This is a genomic window from Pseudalkalibacillus hwajinpoensis (assembly GCF_015234585.1).
GTDB classification, from domain to species: Bacteria; Bacillota; Bacilli; order Bacillales; family Guptibacillaceae; genus Guptibacillus; species Guptibacillus hwajinpoensis_B.
Genome location: NZ_JADFCM010000008.1, coordinates 1,728,219 through 1,749,545, shown reverse-complemented (window position 1 = coordinate 1,749,545; position 21,327 = coordinate 1,728,219). Strand labels below are relative to the sequence as shown.

At 40.3% G+C, this 21,327-nt stretch carries 24 protein-coding genes; 23 read left to right on the top strand and 1 reads right to left on the bottom strand.

Translation table 11 applies throughout. The features are described 5' to 3' along the window. Positions 1 to 6: 6 nt before the first annotated feature. The 14 genes from hisC (at position 7) to IQ283_RS20515 (ending at position 12,680) form a co-directional block, all read left to right on the top strand. Positions 7 to 1,110 carry a histidinol-phosphate transaminase gene (gene hisC / locus IQ283_RS20580; RefSeq protein ID WP_194221918.1) on the top strand — a complete coding sequence of 368 codons (1,104 nt, stop codon included), beginning with the start codon at positions 7 to 9 and terminating at the stop codon, positions 1,108 to 1,110. After that, entirely contained in the window at positions 1,107 to 2,213 is a 1,107-nt protein-coding gene (locus IQ283_RS20575; RefSeq protein WP_194221917.1) for a prephenate dehydrogenase, read from the top strand. Before hisC ends, IQ283_RS20575 begins: the two co-directional genes overlap by 4 nt. A 13-nt stretch (positions 2,214 to 2,226) precedes the next feature. Then, positions 2,227 to 3,513, top strand: a complete 1,287-nt coding sequence (aroA, locus tag IQ283_RS20570) for a 3-phosphoshikimate 1-carboxyvinyltransferase (RefSeq protein ID WP_194221916.1) — start codon at positions 2,227 to 2,229, stop codon at positions 3,511 to 3,513. A 445-nt stretch (positions 3,514 to 3,958) separates the two neighbouring features. After that, entirely contained in the window at positions 3,959 to 4,918 is a 960-nt protein-coding gene (locus IQ283_RS20565) for a hypothetical protein (RefSeq protein WP_194221915.1), read from the top strand. Next, a complete protein-coding gene (locus tag IQ283_RS20560; RefSeq protein ID WP_194221914.1) occupies positions 4,888 to 6,162 on the top strand; it encodes a tetratricopeptide repeat protein in 1,275 nt (424 codons plus the stop codon). Before IQ283_RS20565 ends, IQ283_RS20560 begins: the two co-directional genes overlap by 31 nt. 67 nt (positions 6,163 to 6,229) lie before the next feature. Further along, positions 6,230 to 6,766 carry a ReoY family proteolytic degradation factor gene (locus IQ283_RS20555; RefSeq protein ID WP_194221913.1) on the top strand — a complete coding sequence of 179 codons (537 nt, stop codon included), beginning with the start codon at positions 6,230 to 6,232 and terminating at the stop codon, positions 6,764 to 6,766. 180 nt (positions 6,767 to 6,946) lie between these two features. Continuing rightward, on the top strand, positions 6,947 to 7,786 hold the full coding sequence (locus IQ283_RS20550; RefSeq protein WP_194221912.1) for a GNAT family N-acetyltransferase: 840 nt from the start codon (positions 6,947 to 6,949) through the stop codon (positions 7,784 to 7,786). After that, positions 7,767 to 8,237 (top strand): YpiF family protein, encoded by a 471-nt coding sequence (locus IQ283_RS20545; protein WP_194221911.1) that lies wholly within the window; start codon positions 7,767 to 7,769, stop codon positions 8,235 to 8,237. Before IQ283_RS20550 ends, IQ283_RS20545 begins: the two co-directional genes overlap by 20 nt. 133 nt (positions 8,238 to 8,370) lie before the next feature. Next, complete coding sequence (locus tag IQ283_RS20540; protein WP_194221910.1) at positions 8,371 to 8,868, top strand: ubiquinol-cytochrome c reductase iron-sulfur subunit; 498 nt, start codon at positions 8,371 to 8,373, stop codon at positions 8,866 to 8,868. A 12-nt stretch (positions 8,869 to 8,880) separates the two neighbouring features. Further along, positions 8,881 to 9,552, top strand: a complete 672-nt coding sequence (gene qcrB / locus IQ283_RS20535; protein WP_194221909.1) for a menaquinol-cytochrome c reductase cytochrome b subunit — start codon at positions 8,881 to 8,883, stop codon at positions 9,550 to 9,552. Between the two features lie 64 nt (positions 9,553 to 9,616). Continuing rightward, the gene (locus IQ283_RS20530; RefSeq protein WP_194221908.1) at positions 9,617 to 10,384 is read left to right on the top strand and encodes a menaquinol-cytochrome c reductase cytochrome b/c subunit; all 768 of its coding nucleotides are present in this window, start codon (positions 9,617 to 9,619) and stop codon (positions 10,382 to 10,384) included. A gap of 89 nt (positions 10,385 to 10,473) precedes the next feature. After that, complete coding sequence (locus IQ283_RS20525) at positions 10,474 to 11,067, top strand: DUF1405 domain-containing protein (RefSeq protein WP_194221907.1); 594 nt, start codon at positions 10,474 to 10,476, stop codon at positions 11,065 to 11,067. Between the two features lie 59 nt (positions 11,068 to 11,126). Continuing rightward, positions 11,127 to 11,888 carry a sporulation protein YpjB gene (locus IQ283_RS20520; protein ID WP_194221906.1) on the top strand — a complete coding sequence of 254 codons (762 nt, stop codon included), beginning with the start codon at positions 11,127 to 11,129 and terminating at the stop codon, positions 11,886 to 11,888. Positions 11,889 to 12,002: 114 nt separating this feature from the next. Next, positions 12,003 to 12,680 carry a zinc metallopeptidase gene (locus tag IQ283_RS20515; RefSeq protein ID WP_194221905.1) on the top strand — a complete coding sequence of 226 codons (678 nt, stop codon included), beginning with the start codon at positions 12,003 to 12,005 and terminating at the stop codon, positions 12,678 to 12,680. Between the two features lie 35 nt (positions 12,681 to 12,715). On the opposite strand, the gene IQ283_RS20510 is transcribed toward IQ283_RS20515, so the two are convergent. After that, the gene (locus IQ283_RS20510; protein ID WP_194221904.1) at positions 12,716 to 13,585 is read right to left on the bottom strand and encodes a YitT family protein; all 870 of its coding nucleotides are present in this window, start codon (positions 13,583 to 13,585) and stop codon (positions 12,716 to 12,718) included. A gap of 243 nt (positions 13,586 to 13,828) precedes the next feature. On the opposite strand from IQ283_RS20510, the gene IQ283_RS20505 reads away from it, so the two are divergent. From IQ283_RS20505 to panC, 9 genes are all read left to right on the top strand, one after another. Further along, positions 13,829 to 14,167, top strand: coding sequence for a nucleotide pyrophosphohydrolase (locus tag IQ283_RS20505; RefSeq protein WP_194221903.1), 339 nt, complete (start codon positions 13,829 to 13,831; stop codon positions 14,165 to 14,167). Positions 14,168 to 14,169: 2 nt separating this feature from the next. Further along, complete coding sequence (gene dapB / locus IQ283_RS20500; RefSeq protein ID WP_194221902.1) at positions 14,170 to 14,970, top strand: 4-hydroxy-tetrahydrodipicolinate reductase; 801 nt, start codon at positions 14,170 to 14,172, stop codon at positions 14,968 to 14,970. An 11-nt stretch (positions 14,971 to 14,981) separates the two neighbouring features. Continuing rightward, entirely contained in the window at positions 14,982 to 15,392 is a 411-nt protein-coding gene (gene mgsA, locus IQ283_RS20495; protein ID WP_194221901.1) for a methylglyoxal synthase, read from the top strand. Beyond that, positions 15,373 to 16,086 (top strand): bacillithiol biosynthesis deacetylase BshB1, encoded by a 714-nt coding sequence (bshB1, locus tag IQ283_RS20490; RefSeq protein WP_194221900.1) that lies wholly within the window; start codon positions 15,373 to 15,375, stop codon positions 16,084 to 16,086. The genes mgsA and bshB1 overlap by 20 nt, the downstream gene beginning before the upstream one ends. Further along, positions 16,083 to 17,219 carry an N-acetyl-alpha-D-glucosaminyl L-malate synthase BshA gene (gene bshA / locus IQ283_RS20485; RefSeq protein WP_194221899.1) on the top strand — a complete coding sequence of 379 codons (1,137 nt, stop codon included), beginning with the start codon at positions 16,083 to 16,085 and terminating at the stop codon, positions 17,217 to 17,219. The genes bshB1 and bshA overlap by 4 nt, the downstream gene beginning before the upstream one ends. Then, a complete protein-coding gene (locus IQ283_RS20480; protein WP_194221898.1) occupies positions 17,216 to 18,403 on the top strand; it encodes a CCA tRNA nucleotidyltransferase in 1,188 nt (395 codons plus the stop codon). The genes bshA and IQ283_RS20480 overlap by 4 nt, the downstream gene beginning before the upstream one ends. Continuing rightward, positions 18,388 to 19,365, top strand: a complete 978-nt coding sequence (locus tag IQ283_RS20475) for a biotin--[acetyl-CoA-carboxylase] ligase (RefSeq protein WP_242057403.1) — start codon at positions 18,388 to 18,390, stop codon at positions 19,363 to 19,365. The genes IQ283_RS20480 and IQ283_RS20475 overlap by 16 nt, the downstream gene beginning before the upstream one ends. A gap of 262 nt (positions 19,366 to 19,627) precedes the next feature. After that, on the top strand, positions 19,628 to 20,467 hold the full coding sequence (gene panB, locus IQ283_RS20470; protein ID WP_194221897.1) for a 3-methyl-2-oxobutanoate hydroxymethyltransferase: 840 nt from the start codon (positions 19,628 to 19,630) through the stop codon (positions 20,465 to 20,467). Further along, on the top strand, positions 20,464 to 21,327 hold the full coding sequence (gene panC, locus IQ283_RS20465) for a pantoate--beta-alanine ligase (protein ID WP_194221896.1): 864 nt from the start codon (positions 20,464 to 20,466) through the stop codon (positions 21,325 to 21,327). Before panB ends, panC begins: the two co-directional genes overlap by 4 nt.

The window sequence follows — 21,327 nt, the reverse complement described above, 5'->3', positions numbered from 1 at the left end:
GCAGGCATGATTCCAAAAAGACAAATGAAAGGGTTAACCCCTTACAAGCCAGGTAAGCCAATTGAGGAAGTAAAAAAAGAGCTTGGTCTCAAACAAGTAATTAAACTCGCTTCAAACGAGAATCCATATGGTTCCTCCCAAACAGTGAAAGAAGCCATTGAAAAGGAACTGTCGCAATTACACATTTATCCAGATGGCTATGCAGCTTCTCTTCGGACTGAGGTAGCAAAGCATCTTAATGTAAATGAAGATCAGCTTGTTTTCGGTAATGGATCAGACGAAGTCGTTCAAATCCTTTGCAGAACTTATCTTGAAAAAGGAACTAATACAGTGATGGCTACACCAACTTTTCCTCAATATCGCCATAACGCAGTTATTGAAGATGCAGAAATTCGTGAGGTTCCACTGACTGAAGGAAAGCATCAACTGGAAGAAATGCTAAAAGCCATTGATGAGAATACGCGCATCATTTGGGTGTGTTCACCAAATAACCCTACAGGAGAGCATATTCCAGAAGAAGAACTATTTTCATTTTTGAAAAAGGTTCCAGATCACGTTCTAGTTGTCATGGATGAGGCTTACAAAGAATATGTTACTGCGAAGAATTTTCCTGATACGCTATCAGCGCTCTCAGAGTATAAAAACCTTGTAGTTTTACGAACGTTTTCTAAAGCATATGGGATTGCTGCTCTTCGCGTCGGTTATGGAGTAGCTAACCCGGAAGTAATCGCCTCAATTGAACCTTCACGAGAGCCGTTTAACACTTCACGTGTGGCGCAAGCTGCGGCAATTGCTGCTCTCAAGGATCAGCAGTTTATTGATATGTGTCGAATAGAAAATGAAAAAGGCAGAGAGCTTTATTATGCTTTTTGTGAGCAATACGATTTATCCATTTATCCTTCTCAAGGGAACTTTGTATTAATTGATTTTAGTATACCTGCAGACGAAGTGTTTGAATACTTGATGAAACAAGGATACATCGTCCGTTCTGGTTCTGCGCTTGGTTTTCCAACTTCAGCTAGAATAACAGTTGGATCAGAGGAGCAAAACAAAGAAATCATTAGCTGTCTTTCTCAATTTCTTGATGAAAAGAGAAAGGAACAGTCATGAGTAAACATGTTGCGGTTATTGGCCTTGGATTAATAGGAGGGTCAATTGCTCTAGCCATAAAAGCAGGGCATCACGATGCTGTCATTACGGGGTATGATGTAAACCAGAATCAGTTGGATCTAGCTATGGCACTTCGGGTTGTAGATCAAACGGCTTCTTCGCTTGAAGAAGCCGTTCAAACCGCTGATTTTATTATGATTGCTGCCCCGGTTGTTCAAACAGAACAAATTTTAGAACAATTAGCCAAAATCAATTTGAAGAGCAATGTGATTATTTCTGACGTGGGTAGCACGAAGCATTCGATTGTAAGTCATGCTAAAAAAATCTTAAGTCCTTCCGTTACCTTTATCGGTGGTCACCCGATGGCTGGTTCTCACAAAACCGGCGTAACAGCAGCAAAATCACATTTGTTTGAGAATGCTTTTTATATTTTGACACCTGATGAATCGGTCAACAAATCAAAATTAGATGCTCTAATAGCATTACTAAGTTCAACTAATGCTACATTTGTTGAATTAGACGCTGAAGAGCACGATTATTTAGTAGGATTAATTAGTCATTTCCCACACATATTAGCAGCAAGTCTGGTTAACTTTGTTAGTGATCGAAATAATAATCAGAGCTATAATGTAGCGAGGTTTGCTGCAGGAGGGTTTCGGGATATTACCCGTATAGCATCAGCTAGTCCTGTGATGTGGCGTGATATTCTTCTAAGAAACAAATCTGTCTTACTGCAGATGACTGAAGACTTGAAGCTCGAGTTAGATCGAATTCAAAGTTATATTAAAAAAGAAGACGGAGATCGTATTTACGATTACTTCTCAGACGCTAAGGACTTTCGGGATGGGTTACCTGTTCGATCTAGAGGAGCTATCCCTGCTTTTTATGATTTGTTTCTCGACGTTCAAGACCAGCCTGGTGTCATCGCTAGCGTTACACAAAAACTTGCAAGTGAAGAAATTTCAATAACAAATATTCGAATCATCGAGACACGAGAAGATATTATGGGTGTTCTTAGAGTGAGTTTTCGCTCAGAAAAAGACCGTGACAATGCAAAAGTGGTCCTTGATCATGACTTCGATACGTATGTAGATGATAAATAAGGAGTAAGTGACTATGGAAACGATTGTGCAAGCACAAAGTCTTAAAGGAACAGTTACAATTCCTGGAGATAAATCAATTTCTCATCGTGCCATTATGTTTGGTTCTATTGCAAAAGGTACAACTCGAATTACAAATTTTCTTCCTGGGGCAGATTGTTTAAGTACGATTTCTTGCTTTAAACAAATGGGTGTTCAGATTGAACAAGACGGAGCTTCAGTAGTGGTAGAAGGCAAAGGTATCGATGGTCTTCGTGAGCCATCAGAGCTTCTCGACGTAGGGAATTCTGGAACGACCTTTCGTTTAATGATGGGCTTACTCGCTGGAAGACCATTTCATTCTGTATTAGCCGGAGATGAGTCAATTGCAAAGCGACCAATGAATCGCGTAACAGTTCCATTAAGTCAAATGGGTGCAGCAATTGATGGGAGAGAGAATGGCACGTTTGCTCCGATAGCGATTAGAGGCGGTAATCTTAGTGGTATTACATATGATTCACCTGTAGCGAGTGCCCAAGTGAAGTCAGGTATTCTTCTTGCGGGTCTTCAAGCTGATGGCGTTACAACGGTTACAGAAACTCATCGTTCACGAAACCACACTGAAAATATGTTAGAAAGTTTTGGTGTCAAAGTGAAGAGAGACGGTTTATCTGTCAGCGTTGAAGGAGGACAGCATCTAACCGCTACAAATGTAGAAGTACCTGGTGATATCTCCTCAGCTGCATTTTTCCTAGTAGCAGGAGCAATCGTTCCTAATAGCACCTTAACCCTATTAAACGTAGGGATTAACGAGACAAGATCAGGTATATTAGATGTTCTTGAACAGATGGGAGCTTCTTTGTCCATTAAAAACAAGCGGGTTGTGAATCAGGAAGAAGTGGCTGATTTAACAATTAGTACTAGCGATCTTTCGGGAACAACGATCGAAGGGGAGATGATCCCTAGATTGATTGATGAGCTTCCAGTTATTGCTTTACTTGCTACGCAGGCTAATGGCAAAACGGTTATTCGAAATGCGGAAGAATTAAAAGTAAAAGAAACAAACCGTATCGATGCAGTCGTTGAAGCATTAAAAACGTTAGGAGCATCTGTAACAGGAACACCAGATGGAATGGTTATAGAAGGCCCTACACGCCTCCATGGTGGACAGGTTTCAAGTTTAGGTGATCACCGTATTGGAATGATGCTTGCAGTCGCAGGTTGCATTACAGAGGGGTCTGTTCAGCTTGAATTACCTGAAGCAATCAAAGTTTCATATCCTGATTTCTTTGAACATTTGAAACAACTAAGAGCAGGTTCCTAGGAACCTGCTTTTTTATGTGACAACAGATACCATCTTTTGGCGCTCAAAGTCTCCAGCGCTAGTCGGCTCTAAGCGGGCGCATACGCTTTTCGATGTCCAGCTTCAGCGCCCAGAGCCTCGAGACGCTTCGCCTTTCACTCTGAACACAAAGGGCGTGTTCAAATTGAAAGTCTCCAGCGCTAGTCGGCTCTAAACGGGCGCTTACGCTTTTCGGATAAAAAACCGAAATTTTCTAAAGAATCTGTTGATTTTCTGGAATACCCTGTTATAATAAGAATAGTAATGGTTTCTCTCCACTCCTATCCATATTTATTTTGTCCCTGTGTTTTGAAAGCGCTAACAACGGCTTTCGGCACAGGGAATTTTTTTCATTGGTGCTTTTATAACATAAACAAGTTCTCTAAAACATAGCCTGTCATAAACAAAATGGCAGGGAGGCGCTTGTTTGAAACGTCTTTATGAAAATGCATCTATAGATGGCACTCATTATAAGTTGGTTGCGGATGAATTGTTATCTTATAAGACGAAGGTTGGAAAGCTTAATAAAGGAGTCCGTTGCAACTTGAACGGTTTTTCAATGAGGGCTGGGAAAGTTTATCTTTCAGAAATAAACAATAGAGAACCAGAGAGTGAATTTATCGAATTAATGAGAGAATACATGTTACAAGGCGTCACTTCGATTCTAGCGATAACCGAAATAAAACATGCTTGTACATTTGAAGAAGAGATCAGTCGTTCGTTATCATACCTAGTGAATTCTCCTATTGACTATGCTCTTGGTTTACGAATGGACAGCACTAAAGTGACTCCAGATGTTATTAGGAAGTGTGCACGTTACCAGGTTCCGTTCATTGTAATGGATTTTAAACGTGAGGAAGAATGGAAAGAATTCGTATCTGAATGGATCGTTCAAGCGAATTTTCCTTACCATGCCATGCTTGTGCCTTTGTTTTCATTTATCGAAACGTGGGATTCTGATGCTATAGAACTAAAGCTTACACAATTGCTTGATGAAGCGGTACTCAAAGGGCTAGACGCATTCCACTATCCTGAATTATTGAGAAAGAGAGAGCTTCCTAAACCAATATTAATGCGAATTGGTTTTTATCCTCAAAAAGGTGGAATCCTTACAGGAACGGATTTTGATTTTAATCTCTATCGAACGAATTCAGGCAATCAAGTTGAAGATGAACTATTTCTTGATTATGATGGAAGAGACCCAATCATTTCAGGACTTCGTGGTGAATTACTGAAAGTGAATCATCATGTTTTCCTAAACCCAGGATATGGTCAACATTTGAAAATTCACAGACCATCGTTTTTTACTGCGAGTCATCGAAATAAAAAAAGTAGTGTTAGAAGGAGTTTTGGAACGTGGAGCGTCTTAAGCAGGCTGTCTCATTAATTGAGTCGGGGAACTTTGAAAAAGGTTTAACAGAATTGAAAGAAGTACGAAAAGATGCAGATCATGAAACATTATATGATCTCTCAAACATTTACTATAGTCTTGGACTGATTGAAGATTCTAGAGATGTAGTAGAGGAACTGTTAATACACTATCCAAATGAAGGAGAATTACTTGTACAGGCAGCTGAATGCTATGTTGATCTTGAACAAGAGCAGGAGGCTATTGCCGCATTAAATAAAATAGATGAAAGTGATGCTGCTTATCCGCCGGCGCTTCTCTTGCTTGCGGATCTATATCAAACAGAAGGGTTAGAAGAGGTTGCGGAACAAAAACTAATGGAAGCAAAGCGTCTTTCACCTGATGAGCCAATCATTGATTTTGGACTAGGTGAGTTTTATCTCACTCAAGGGCATCATTTAAAAGCTGTACCTTACTATGAATCAGTACTCGGAACTAAGGGAGAGCTTGCGAATGAGAACATTGAACTTAGGTTAGCTGAAGCCCTAAGTGGAAGCGGACAGTTTGAAGAGGCGCTTTCTTACTATGAGAAAGGCCTTGAGAATGCTCGCGAAATTAATGCACTCTTTGGATATGCTTTTACAGCGTTACAAATAAGTGAATACCGTAAAGCCATTAACGCATTTAACGAACTGAAGGAAGTTGATCCACAATACAGCACGCTTTATCCATACCTCGCAAAAGCCTATGAAGAAGAGGGAGCTACTAGTGAAGCAATTCAAGTACTAGCAGACGGAATAAAGGTGGATGAATTTAACGAAGAGCTCTATTTGCAAGCGAGCAGGTTAAGTTATAAAACTCATGATAACACAAGCGGTGAACAGTACTTACGCGAATTACTAGCTATTAATCCAACGCACATTGAAGCAGCGAAGACGCTTGCAACGTATCTTAGAACAGAAGAAAGATATGAAGACATCCTTGATCTACTACGTAATATTGAAGAAGGAGATCAAAGCGATCCTTACTTAGATTGGTCTGCTGCAACTGCTTATGCGCAGGTAGAAGAGTATAAAGATGCCATAAAACGCTATGAAAACGCATATACTTATTTCAGAAACGATCCGATCTTTTTAGAAGAGTATGGAGGATTTTTGTTTGAAGAGGGTCGGCGTGAAGAAGCTGTTAATGCATTTAAGCTAGCTTTGGAGTTGGACCCAACGCTCGTTCATCTTGAGGAAGAAGTACTGCGCTTTGAAGAAGAAACATTTAAAGAGGAGTAAGGCGAAGAAGGAAATTTATGTTCAATGACGAATTGTTAAATTAGGAAAATCTCAGGGAGGAATCGCTATGAGCAGCTCCGTTTCTGTCGTTGAAAAGAAAGACTTTCTGAAATGGTTTTTGAAGAAATACCAGGTGAAGAAACGTGAATGTGTCTGGCTGTTAAATTATTTAATAAGCGATGAAGTGCTCATGGGTAACGTACATTTTGTTGAGAATGCTGAGTTTTGTCCAAAGGCGCTTGTGATCTCAACTCATTGTGTAGAAAATGCTCCATTCCGTTTTTATAAGCACAACATCATCACGACTGACCCTGAAAAATCATTTCATGACATTCGTCTGAATCAGGACGAGCCTATCTACATTCAATTGAATTTCAAGAGTAAAAACGTTTCTCCGCACTATGTGGCTGTTCTGGAGGAAAATCCATTTTTACCAGAAAATATGGCAGCGGATAAAAAGTATTCATTTATGGCTGAAATGGTTCTTGATGAGTCGTTTACACGGTTCAAGAAAGAATCGATTTTGAAACAGATTGATGAAGCATTGGATCGAAATGATGAAATGGCGTTCAAAAATTTAAGCAAGCAATTAAGTAATTTATAACCCTTGATTTTTCAAGGGTTTTTTTATTTTGGTGGCAATCGTTATGATCATTTATTTGGAACGTGCGTTCGAGAAAACCCCTTCATCGATGACCTTACAGATGGTATACTAAGAAAGAAATGAAAGTCGCTAGTCGAATTCGTTTTGAGTTAACCGACTCACAGTCAGAGAGGAGAAAACGTGTTAATCCGAAGTTTAGAGTGGAATGATATCGCTCTTGTAGAAGAAATGCCGACTGGAATTGAAGATGACTACGTCGTGCGGATTATTAAAAGGTTGATTAAAGAAGAGAAGATGATCGGCTATTTTGAAGAAGGGAAACTAATCGGCATAGCGGGGATGACGCTCTATGAAGATGAAGCTGCAGTTCTAGGTAGATTGCGAACTCATATTGACTATCGTGGTAAAGGTGTTGCTTCAGCATTGATGAACTTCTTACGTAAAGAAGCACATCAGAATTCAAATGTGAAATGGATCGGGTATGCGACTGAAGAGTATAACATAGCAGGTAATCGGTTAGCACCTCACTTACATATGAACCTTGAGGCAATTATAGTCTCATCCCGTATAAGTCCTCATTCCGTTGCTGGTGACATCGTGACGTCACCTTTTCAAAAAGTGGCCGGAACAGAAAAGAAAGGTCTAATAGAAAAAGAATGGGAAAATAATAGTCATTCTTTTTTCCCGTATTCAATCTATTATCCACTTCCCTTCGTTCCTGCTCTATCGTCTTCTTACATTGATGGCACTGAGATCTTTGTAAATGAATATGGAAGCTTTATGATGACGAAAGAGGAGAAGGGAGCTTCTTATTTGCATGTGAAAGTATTAAATGAAGCGGTCCTTTATAGTAAGGAAATGTGGGAGATTGCAAGCACCTGTGCAAGCGAGGAAGCGAGAACAATTTGGGTTGATTTACCAATGAAAGAAGCGAAGTGGCTAGAAATGATGTCTCACCAAACCATTTGGCACTTATATGGACAGAAAAGGAGTTATCAAAATGAAATGGACAGAAGCTGATATTGCTCTATTTGAAAAAGAAAAAGAATATGTAGATACTGCTGTGCTTCCGCTCGTCCCGCTATCGATGACGAGTAGCATAAAAACAACTGTATCGATGGGAGAATATATAAACATAATAGCAAGTGAGCTTGAAAGACAGTTAAAAGGGCGTCTATTATTATTACCTTCCTTTACTTATTTGACTTCTGAGGAATCATTATCAAAAGTAGAACGTCTAAAAAAAGTAGAACAAGAGTTATTCGAAGGTGGGATTAAACACATTGTTACCCTAACAGCCGATGTTGATTGGAAGCAACTTGAAGATCAGTTAGATAGTGCTATGCTATGGATGCCAGCGATTCCTCTAGAGCATATGGATGAACAATATAAAATGGAAACGGTATCAGCGCAAGTGAAACAAGTTTTACAATTTGTAACAAATACGTGGCAAAGTAATATAAATAGTTAGTTTGTGGCATGCTAAAGACCAATCCGAATATTGACAGAGCAAGAGTGACTACGCTATCATAGGAATGTCCTAGTTATATGTATGTACTATTTATGTCCGGCTGGACTGACTTCATAGGATAGGGGGGAAACCAATGGCGAAGAAGAAGGAAGTAACAAGACGCCAATTTCTAAACTACAGCCTGACTGGTGTCGGCGGTTTTATGGCAGCAGGAATGCTAATGCCGATGGTTCGTTTTGCAATTGATCCATTATTAAAAGAAGGTGCCAAGCAGGATTTTGTTCCTGTAATGGACACAAGTGAGATTACGAACAAACCTGTTCGTAAAGAATTCAAAATTGACCAGGTAGACGGTTGGTATGAATCTGAGGTCACTCAATCCGCATGGGTTTACAAAGATGAAAAAGACGAAATCGTCGCACTTTCACCTGTTTGTAAACACTTAGGGTGTACGGTGGACTGGGCTTCAAACGCAGCATATCCAGATCAGTTTTATTGTCCGTGCCACGGTGGCCGTTACACAAAAGATGGTGTGAATGTAAAAGGAACACCACCTCTTGCGCCGCTTGATGTTTACAACAAGAAAGTTGAAGATGGAAAACTTTACCTCGGAAAACCTGAACCACGTTAGGGGGCGTAATCTATGTTAAATAAAATCTATGATTGGGTAGATGAACGCTTAGATATTACGCCAATGTGGCGCGATATTGCAGATCACGAAGTGCCAGAGCACGTTAACCCTGCTCATCACTTTTCGGCGTTTGTTTATTGTTTCGGCGGTTTAACGTTTTTTATTACCGTTATTCAAATTCTATCCGGGATGTTCCTTACGATGTATTATGTACCTGACATTGTGAATGCCTGGGAGTCTGTCTACTATCTTCAAAACGAAGTAGCATTCGGACAAATTGTAAGAGGAATGCACCATTGGGGAGCCAGTCTCGTTATCGTTATGATGTTTCTACATACCCTTCGCGTGTTCTTTACCGGCTCTTACAAAAAACCTCGTGAATTAAACTGGGTTGTAGGTGTATTGATTTTCTTCGTTATGCTTGGTCTAGGGTTTACAGGATATCTTTTACCATGGGATATGAAAGCGCTATTCGCAACGAAGGTTGGTCTTGAAATTGCAGTGACTATACCAGTGGTTGGAGAATGGGCAAAAACTCTTCTTGCAGGTGGAGAAATTATCGGAGCTCAAACGCTCGCTCGTTTCTTTGCGATTCATGTATTCTTCTTGCCAGCTGCACTTCTTGGATTGCTAGGTGCTCACTTTATCATGATTCGTAAACAGGGTATTTCTGGCCCGCTATAAGATGTAATCTCAGAACTTATAATGATCATTTCGACACAATTTTTTATACGAAGGAGGGGGACAGATGCATCGCGGAAAAGGAATGAAGTTTGTTGGCGATTCGCGTATTCCTGCGCAGAGAAAGCCTAACATTCCAAAAGATTATTCAGAGTACCCCGGCAAAACAGAAGCGTTTTGGCCGAACTTCTTATTAAAAGAGTGGATGGTAGGTGCTGTATTTCTAGTTGGGTATCTAGCACTAACAATTGCCCATCCATCTCCACTCGAGCGTGTAGCGGATCCGACAGATGCGACCTATACGCCGCTTCCTGACTGGTACTTTCTCTTCTTATACCAGCTCTTGAAGTACAAATTTGCCGCCGGTGACTATACGCTTGTAGGTACAGTTGTTATGCCAGGCCTTGCATTTGGTGCACTTCTTCTTGCTCCATGGCTTGACCGCGGTCCAGAAAGAAGACCAGCTAAGCGTCCTGTTGCGACAGCGCTTATGTTACTTGGTCTTATTTCAACGGTATACTTGACGTGGGAATCAGTTGTAACTCATGACTGGGAAAAAGCAGCAAAGCAAGGGGAAATTGTTGAAGCTGAGGTTGACAAAGAATCAGAAGGTTACGCCATTTATTCTGGACAATCTTGTATTGGTTGTCATGGGGACAGCCTTCAGGGTGGTTCAGGTCCATCTCTTCTTGAAACACAGCAAACCAAAGAGTCAATTATGGACATTGCTGTGAACGGGATCGGCGGAATGCCAGCGAATGCTTTTAAAGGTTCTGATGAAGAACGTGAAAAGCTAGCTGAATTTATTGTCGAAACGGCAGAAGCAAATAAATAAGATGAAAAGCTGACTGTTGCAGTCAGCTTTTTCTCATTTAAATTGCTTATGCACTTCAATCGATGAAAGATATTGAAAAGGAGATTCCTATGATTTCTCAATTTTTATACCTACTAAAATCAAGACCTTTTCTTCTACTTCTGTTGATCATTAACATTCCGGGTACCATATACGGCTATTACTGGTATGGATGGCAGTTAGCAGAAACAAAGCCTATCTTTTTACTATTTGTTCCGGATAGTCCTACAGCGAGTCTGTTTTTCTGTTTTGTTTTACTGGCCTTTCTCTTTGGTAAAAATTGGCCACTGATGGAAAGTCTAGCTGCCGTGACTTTATTCAAGTATGGGATTTGGGCGGTCATTATGAATGCTCTAGTGATGGTTGTGACAGGACAGCTATCTCCTATCGCAATTATGCTCATCTTATCTCATCTTGGAATGGCGATAGAAGGATTGCTTTTTACCCCTTTCTACAGAATTAAGTTGTGGCATCTCGTGCTAGTGGCGATATGGACATTACATAATGATGTGATCGATTATGTTTTCGGTCAAATGCCACGTTATTCAATATTAAGTGAGTATACACCGCTTATTGGATATTCTACATTCTGGCTGTCGATCTTTTCTCTAGCTCTTGTCTATTTCTTATCTGTTCGAAAAGGACACTATCAGCTTTCCATCTAAGATGGTCTACTCTTGTCCAGTTCTTCATACATTGAAGTAGGAAGAAGGAGGGACAGGGAATGGGTAGACGATGGCTCCTTGTAGTGTTGCTTTTGACGCTTCCCGTCAATGTACATGCTTCGGAAACAGATACGAAACAAGTCTGGAATGATATAGCAGCAAATGCGTTGGAATTTGGCAAACAAGAGAATTTTGACCGTGCCAAAACGATGCTTGATGAATTTTCTAATGCTTTTCCAGGTGATCAGTCTAGTGAACTTTCGACTACTGAATTAAGAGTGATCCTCAATACACATGACCGTGCACTAAAGGCAGTGACAGCTATGGATAAAGCTGTTGATCAAAGAATTCAGTCCTTAACGGAATTTCGTCTGGCTGTTGATGCGCTAGTAGCTGAAGATCAGCCAATGTGGAAACAGACTGATGACCAAATTCTCCCGCTTATTACCGAAATGTCCACCGCTATTCAACACGGAGACGTAGACGTCTACAATGCGAGTAAGGATCGTTTTATTGGAACGTATAGTGTAATACGCCCAGCGATGGCAATTGATCTCTCGCCTGAAACTCAGCAACGACTTGATTCGCATATTGCATTTATTGAGCGATATGGGTCTGATCGTAATTCAGAATTATCGGGTCAATTGCAAACCATGAAAGATGATTTCAAACAAGCTTACCACCCTTCTTCATCTGAGGAATCTTCCCTTTTATGGTTAATTGTTTCAATTGGAGGTATTATCATTTCAACACTGATTTATGTGACCTATCGAAAATATAGAGGCGAAAAAGAAGGCTTAAAAAGGAAACAAGCTGATTAAATTTGAAGATCTTGTGAACCTGAAACAGTGTGATTGACTTTCTAGTGGGATTTGACTAAAATTGACGTTAATAACAGTTTAGAAAGCAATTACACATATGATGGAGGAATGGAAATGGCTGGTTTTCTAGTCTATTTTGCGCTTTTGTTGATCATTCCACTCTGGGCTCAGAGTAGAGTGAAGAGCGCATACAAAAAATACTCAAAAGTTCCAAACTCGTCTGGGATGACTGGTGCTCAAGTGGCAAGAAAGATTCTTGATGAAAATGGGTTGTATTCTGTAGGGGTTGAAGAAGTGCGCGGGCACCTTTCGGATCATTATGATCCTCGCTCAAAAACAGTAAGACTATCATCAGGTAATTTTCATGGTCAATCAGTGGCGGGAGCAGCGATCGCTGCACACGAGGTAGGACACGCGATTCAAGATGAGCAGAACTATGCACCGCTTCGTTTCCGTCATACGCTTGTTCCTGTGGCGAATCTTGGTTCGAACTTTAGCTATTTCATCATTCTCGCTGGTATTTTGATGGCATCGCAAAACTTTATTTTACTTGGGATCGTCTTTATGAGTGCAGCTGTGTTGTTCCAATTGGTAACACTTCCAGTTGAATTTAATGCTTCAAATCGAGCAATGGAACAAGTTGTATCAACAGGCGTTATTCGAAATGATGAAGAAAGAGAAACGAAAAAAGTATTGAACGCAGCGGCTTTAACATATGTTGCAGCAGCAGTAGTTGCTCTATTAGAATTACTTCGATTTGTGTTCATCTTTATAGGAATGAACGAAGATTAAATAAGGAAATCTCGCCCTTTATGGGGCGAGATTTTTTATTGGTCGATGGGATTTTTGTTTTCATCTAGGGTGAAGCCTTCACCCAAAACATCTTGAACATCGTTAACGGCTACAAAAGCATGTGGATCAACCTGTCGAATGATGTTTTTCAAACGTACAATTTCATTTCGAGCAACAACGCAATAAAGAACATCTTTTTGAAGACCGGAAAAGCTGCCTTTTCCATTCAATACGGTCGCTCCCCGATCCATCTGCTTCATAATATTGTCAGCAATTTCTTTATTATTCTCAGATATGATCATGGTAGCTTTCGCAGAATATGCCCCTTGTTGGATAAAATCAATGACTCTAGCAGCTACAAATACCGCTAATAATGTATACATCGCTTCTTTATAGTTTAAATAAACAAGTGATAAAGCTATAACGCAAAAGTCGAAAATAAACATCGTTCTACCCATGCTCCAGCCAATGTATTTAGAACCGAGCTGCGCGATGATGTCCACCCCACCGGTTGTTCCTCCATAACGAAAGATAATGCCAAGACCAACCCCTACAAACACTCCTGCAAACAATGCTGCAAGAGTTAAATCGTCTTTAAGTGGGATGGATAGAGCGGAATATCGCTGAAAAATCCACAGAAACACAGATAAGGAAACGGTTCCAATAATCGTATAAATAAATGCCTTTCGACCAAGCAACTTCCATCCAATTAGAAATAATGGAATGTTAAGAACTAGATTACTAATCGCAGGATCAATTTGAAATAGAAAGTATAGCAAAAGGGTAATGCCAGTAAAGCCACCTTCCGCTAAATTATTTTCCATATTGAAATGCACAAGGCCAAATGCAAAGATTGCAGACCCAAGTAAGATGAAGAATACATTTTTTCCACGTATGCCTTCCATAATAACCACTCCTATCCCTCCAGTAGAGCCAACAGAATTCATTATAATCAAATACTGAGCAGACAGCAATTTGAATCTGTTATACTCACTTTAGGTTTGGTAAGAATATGTTGTTAGATTTTACGAATTTGGTGTTAAAGATCTGACGAGGTGAAGATTTGATAAAGAAAAAACTTGTGAAACATTTGTCAAATGCCTATCTTTTAGCTAACATAAGAAATGATGTGAAAGGTGGTTTGACAGATGGCTAATAGATCGATTAGTGAGATGCAAAAAGAGGTAGATCAATACATAAGTCAGTTTAAAGAGGGGTATTTTACTCCCCTTGCGATGCTAGCAAGAATGACCGAAGAACTTGGTGAGCTTGCACGTGAAATTAATCATTACCATGGTGAAAAACCGAAAAAAAATACGGAGGAAGAACGTACCATTGAAAATGAAATGGGAGATCTCCTCTTTGTACTAACCTGCTTTGCAAATTCGTTAGATATAGATCTTGATGAAGCATTTGGAAAAGTGATGACTAAATTTAACACGAGAGACAAAGATCGATGGACGAGAATAGAAGAGGAGAGTGAATAGGCATGCAAGAAGTGAAAATCGTAATCGCAGGACCAAGAGGAAACATGGGGAGCGAAGCAGTGAAGTTGGTAGATCGTACAGGTCATTTTACTCTTGCTGCAGTTATTGACAGCAAACAAACAGGACAAACGGTAGCGGATATTGAAGGACTTCCGTCGCTAGATGCTCCTGTGTATACGGATCTTGACAAGTGCTTGTCAGAAGTAGAATGTGATGTATTAATTGATCTAACAACGCCTGAATATGGAAAAAAACATATGGAGATTGCCTTTAATCATGGCGTACGTCCTGTCATTGGAACAACAGGTTTTTCTAATGATGATGTTGAAGAATTATCCAAAGTAGCTGAACGAAAAGAATTAGGAGCCATTATCGCCCCAAACTTCGCTATCGGCGCAGTTCTTATGATGAAATTTGCTTCTATGGCAGCTAAATATTTTGATGACGTTGAGATTATCGAGCAACACCATGATCGTAAGCTTGATGCTCCATCTGGAACTGCTGTCAAAACAGCGAAAATGATATCAGAAGTAAGAGATGCAAAGAAACAGGGGCATGAAGATGAGCGTGAGGATTTAGAAGGTGCGCGTGGTGCGGATTATGAAGGAATGAGAATTCATAGCGTACGCTTACCAGGACTTGTTGCTCATCAGGAAGTTTTATTCGGTGGAGAAGGACAAACGTTGAAAATACGTCATGACTCAATGAATCGAGCTTCCTTTATGCCAGGTGTGCAGTTAGCTGTTGAAACGGTTTTGAAAATTGATCAGCTTGTCTATGGGCTTGAAAATATTATGGAGTAGGGGATGACCTTATGAAAATCGCTTTAATCGCGCACGATAAGAAAAAGGATGATCTTGTTCGTTTTACTCTTGCGTATAAAATGATTCTAGATCCACATGAACTTTTTGCAACTGGTACAACTGGTAAACGAATTATTGATGAAACGGGATTAGACGTGCACCGGTACCAATCAGGACCTCTTGGTGGAGATCAGCAGATTGGCGCTATGATTGCAGAAAACGATATGGATGCAGTGATTTTCTTTCGAGATCCCCTCACAGCACAGCCTCATGAGCCTGATATAACTGCTCTTATCAGGCTTTGTGATGTATACGATATCCCGCTAGCAACAAATATGGGCAGTGCAGAGATTCTTGTACATGCCCTTGCTAGGGGAGAATTGGATTGGAGAGAAATTGTACATGGAAGAAATAACACTTGATATACTTGCGTTCGGAGCTCATGCTGATGACGTTGAGATCGGAATGGCTGGAACATTAAAGAAGCTTGCTGACGAAGGTAAACAGACGGGTATTTGCGATTTAACAGAGGCTGAGCTATCGTCCAACGGGACCGTGTTTATACGGCACCATGAAGCAAGGAATGCCGCAGAAATTTTATCTGTTAAAACGAGGGTAAATATGAAGTTTCCTGACCGTGGTTTGATGATCTCTGATGATAAAATTTCTTCCCTTGTTAAAGTAATACGCCGCACAAAACCTAAGGCTATTTTTGTTCCATATCCAGAAGACCGCCATCCTGATCATGGGCATGCTGCTCACTTAGTTGAAGAAGCGGTTTTTTCAGCTGGAATCCGAAAATACAATCCTGAATTAGGATCTGCTCATAAAGTAAGTCAGGTCTATTATTATTTTATTAATGGATTTCACCGCCCTCAGTTTACAATTAATATTTCAAATCAAATAGAAGCGAAGAAACAGTCTCTAGAAGCCTATGAAAGTCAATTCGTTCTAAGTAACGGAAGCGTCTCAACTCCACTAACGAATGGCTACGTTGAGAAAGTAATCAATCGTGAATACTTATATGGCAAAGAATCTGGAGTAGATTATGCGGAAGGGTTTATCGCAAAGAATCTGTTATGTTTGGAAGAATTTCCGTTAGGAGAAAGCAAATGACACTTAAAATTGGTATTACCTGTTATCCAACTGTCGGGGGTTCTGGAGTGATCGCAACTGAGCTTGGTAAAATGCTTGCTGAAAAAGGGCATGAAGTCCATTTTATTACGAGTAGCGTTCCTTTCCGTTTGGATACGTTCCACCCGAATATTTATTTTCATGAAGTTGAAGTAAATCAATACGCGGTTTTCCGTTATCCTCCGTATGATTTAACTCTTGCAAGTAAAATGGCAGAGGTCATTCAAAGAGAAAACCTTGATTTGCTTCATGTACATTATGCTGTTCCGCATGCGGTCTGTGCTTTTCTTGCTAAAGAAATGGTGGGAGGAGACATAAAAATTGTGACAACGCTCCATGGTACGGATATTACCGTGCTTGGCTATGATCCTTCCTTAACACAATTGATTCGATTTGGGATTGAAAAATCTGATCGAGTTACAGCTGTGTCAGATGATCTCGTTGAACAAACGCATCGGCTCCTTGAAACAGATAAAGAGATCGATACAGTGTATAACTTTGTTGATGAAAGGATTTATTATCCAAAAGCGCCTGCCGATTTAAGGAGAACATATGGTATTTCGGAAGAGGAGAAAGTGATTGTTCATATTTCAAACTTTAGAGCAGTGAAACGGGTACCGGATGTCATTAAGGTGTTCCATCGTATTCAAAATGACATGCCAGCGAAGCTGCTACTCATAGGAGACGGTCCTGAAATTCAAGTTGCCTGTAAACTCGTTAATGAACTTGGTTTGAAGGATAAAGTGAAATTTCTTGGTAAACAAGAAAATGTGGCCGAAATTCTCTCCATTTGTGATTTGAAATTATTGCTTTCTTCGAAAGAAAGCTTTGGGCTTGTTGCACTTGAAGCGATGGCTTGTGGAGTTCCAGCCATTGGTACGAACATTGGGGGAATCCCAGAAGTGATCGAACATGATGTGAACGGTTTTATTGCAGAAGTCGGTGATATAGATACGATTTCTGCTTACGCAAAGCAGTTGCTATCTGACGACGCTCTGCATGAGAGAATGAGTACGGCAGCTGTAAAAGCTGTTGAAACGAGATTTGCTTCACAACGGATTCTAGAACAATATGAAGCCCTTTATTATAAAACACTTCAAGGGGCATTGACTTGATTGACCTAAAAGGGAAGGCTTACAACACATGTATGGAAGTGCTTCACATCCTAACTGAAGATGGATTTGAAGCCTACATTGTTGGAGGAGCTGTGAGAGACGCTTTACTAGGTATACCTGTTGCTGATTTTGATATTGCTTCATCTGCTAAACCAGAAGAAGTAATGAGGCTATTCGATAAAGTTGTACCTACTGGGATTGATCATGGCACCGTGACGGTCGTCTATAAGGAGTTTTCTTTTGAAGTGACAACGTTCCGCTCTGAAAAAGGTTACCGGGATTTTAGACATCCATCAGCTGTATCATTTCTTGGAACGATTGAAGATGACCTTGGGCGCCGAGATTTTACTATCAATAGCATGGCTCTTTCAATAAAGGGGGATGTGATTGATTTATACGATGGTTTAGATGATTTGAAGCGTCGTCTTTTACGCACTGTAGGAGATCCCGCTGAGCGTTTTCAAGAGGATGCTCTACGTATGGTAAGAGCGCTTCGGTTTCAAAGTGTCCTGGACTTTTCGTTGGATAAAGAAACGGAAGAAGCGTTAATACTGAACGCGCCTCTCCTTAAGCGTGTGGCGATTGAAAGAATTCAAATTGAGATAAGCAAATTGTTGTACGGAAAGGCTGTTCATTCAGCCATCAATCAGCTTGTTCAAGCACATTTGCATCAAATTTTACCAGGACTCCAAAACTTAGAGAAATGGCTTGAAGAGACAAGGTACTTGCACTATCTGGCTACGGAAGAAGAGAGATGGGCTTTTCTTGCGCGGACTACAGATGATCCCGTTCGATTTCTTAAAGAATGGCGCTTACCAAATCGGATCGTTAAAAAGGTCGAATTTCTATTAAGGAATGTCGATCTTGTTAAAAGTGAGGGTTGGAGCAGGTGGCGCATATACGAAGCTATACCCGAAGTAAGGTCATGCGAACGGCTTTTATCCGTTTTTGAAAAGCGCCCTCCAAATCTTTTGAAAGTGGATCGAATCACTTCAGAACTAGTGATAACATCAGCCGAAATGCTCGGTGTGACTGGAGAAGAATTGATTAAATGGAAGGGTACAAAGCCCGGGCCATGGGTTGGAGAAGCTCTTAAACAAATTGAGCATGCTGTTATAACAGAAGAGATAAAGAATGAGAAATCCAGCATTAAAAGGTGGCTTGAACAGTGGCAGACTCAATAAGGCAGCGCCTGCTGCAAATGCTTGAAGAACATGCAGAATCATATGTTTCTGGTCAAATGATCAGCGAGACGCTTAATGTATCTAGAACAGCCATTTGGAAACATGTATCTGAACTTCGTAAAAACGGATATGAGGTTGAGGCTGTTCAGAAAAAAGGTTATCGAATTGTTTCTAGACCAGATATGTTAAGTAAAGAAGAAATCAGCTTAAAATTAACAACAGATTTTCTTGGTAAAACCATTTACACATATCCTACTGTCGAATCGACCCAGTTTATTGCGCATGACTATGCGCATAAAGGGACAGCAGACGGTACGATCATTGTTGCTGATGAGCAAACAGCGGGAAAAGGAAGGCTTGGACGTTCGTGGCATTCTCCACCTGGGAATGGTATTTGGACAAGCATTATACTTCGTCCAAAATTACCGCCTCAAAGGGCACCTCAATTCACTCTTATCGCAGCTGTTAGTGTTGTCCATGCTATCCGTAAACAAACAGGGCTTGAAGCAGAAATTAAATGGCCAAACGATATTCTTATAGATGGAAAAAAAGTAGTTGGAATCCTAACGGAACTACAAGCAGAAGCTGATCAAATTAAATCAATTATTATTGGAATGGGTATTAACGTCAATGCCACTAAAGAAGATTTTCCAGAAGATTTAACGACAGCTACCTCCCTTAGGATTGAATTAGGAAAAGAAATAAAGCGCTCAGTGTTATTAGCAGCTATCTTAAACGAACTTGAAACGCTATATGAAGAGTACTTAAATAACGGTTTTAGAATGATCAAGCTACTTTGGGAAAGTTATGCCGTCAGTCTTGGTCGAAGAATTAAGGCGAGAACTCTAAATGGTGTGATTGAAGGCCTTGCGAAAGGAATAACAGAAGAAGGGGTACTCCTTTTGGAAGATGAAAGTGGTAAGATGCATTACATTTATTCAGCAGATATCGAAATTTGTTAACTATAGCTGATGATTTCTGCTATACTAACAGATGTAAGGGTGGTATCCGGATGGAGCCGCACCAATCGTAACTTCAAAAAAATAATCTGCCTTGATCCATATGGACTGGGACAGAGGGATGAGACCGATACAGTAACCTCCTGAAGATGGAGCGTTGCAGCTAGTCTATGTTGTCATAGACTGATGGGATACCCCTGTCTGCTGCAATTCCATTTCAGGAGTTTTTTTGTGCGGTATTCCTCTGAATAAAGGAGGAAAAGATATGAAAACAACGAGTGATTTTAGAAAAATGAAAGCAAATCACGAACCAATTGCTATGCTTACGGCATATGATTATCCCTCAGCTAAGTTAGTAGAAGAAGCTCATATTGATTTGTTATTAGTCGGTGATTCACTTGGAATGGTGGCGCTCGGCTATGACTCAACTATTCCAGTAACGATGGATGATATGGTCCTTCATACAAAAGCGGTTAAGCGAGGCGCCCCAAATACTTTTATCGTTACAGATTTACCGTTTCTCACTTATCATAGCAGCGTTTCTGAAACGCTTTCTCATGCTGGTCGATTACTTCAAGAAGCAGGAGCTCACGCTGTTAAACTTGAAGGTGGTGGAGAAGTTATCTATCATATTCAAAAGTTAACTTCAGCTGGAGTGCCAGTGATGGGGCATTTAGGATTAACTCCGCAATCAGTAGGTGTTCTTGGGGGATATAAAGTACAGGCAAAAGAGTCAGAAAGTGCCGGATTATTAGTAAAAGAAGCGAAAGCTGTTGAAGAAGCTGGAGCATTTGCCCTAGTACTTGAATGTGTGCCGCAACAGCTGACTGAAATTGTGTCTAGCGAGCTTTCTATTCCAGTAATAGGGATTGGAGCAGGGGTCAAAGCTGATGGCCAGGTACTCGTTTATCATGATTTGATCGGATATGGTTCTGGTCATGTACCTAAGTTCGTCAAGCAATATGTTAACGTGTCCAACTTAATTCATAAAGCTGTTGAACAATACGTTTCTGATGTAAAAGGAAGTCATTTTCCCGAACAAAAACATTCATTTAATATGAAAGAGGAGCAACTTTCAGGAGTGTATGGAGGAACAAGGCTATGAAGATTATAAAGACTATTAACGAAATGCAATCATTCTCAAAACAAGCGATGAGATCAGGTCAGAAGATTGGGTTTGTACCAACCATGGGTTATCTTCATGAAGGGCATATGAGCCTTGTGGGAGAAGCTGTGAAGCAAAATGATTGCGTTATCATGAGTGTGTTTGTAAATCCACTTCAATTCGGTCCGAATGAAGACTTTGATCGCTATCCCCGAGACCTAAAGCGAGATGAAGAACTAGCTAGTCAGGCAGGAGTAGATGTTTTATTCTATCCTGGTGTAACGGAAATGTATCCGAAGGAGCGTACGACAAAGCTAACCGTTCAAGAACGTGTTAATACATTATGTGGTGAATCTAGACCTGGCCATTTTGATGGCGTAGCTACAGTCGTTTTGAAATTGTTGCAAATTACACTACCTGATCGAGCTTATTTTGGTATGAAGGATGCTCAACAAGTAGCTGTGATAAAAGGGCTTGTCGATGACTTTAATGTACCTGTTGAGATTGTCCCTTGTCCTATCATTAGAGAGAAGGATGGGCTTGCCAAAAGTTCAAGGAATGTGTATTTAACACCGACCGAGCGGAAAGAAGCCATTCAACTTTCACGAAGTTTAAGTGCTGCTTCAAAAGCACTTAGTGATGGCGAAATAAATCCGGAACGAATTAAAGATATCGTTTCAACTTACTTAAGCGAAACTTCTGGAAGTATTGATTATGTAGAAGTGTTAGCCTACCCTGCATTAGAGAAGGTAGATGTGATAACAGAAGACGTTATCATAGCGGTTGCCGTTCAATTCTCTGCTGCAAGGCTAATTGATAATATTGTAGCGCTAAAAAGCGAAATAGCGATAGGAGTGTAG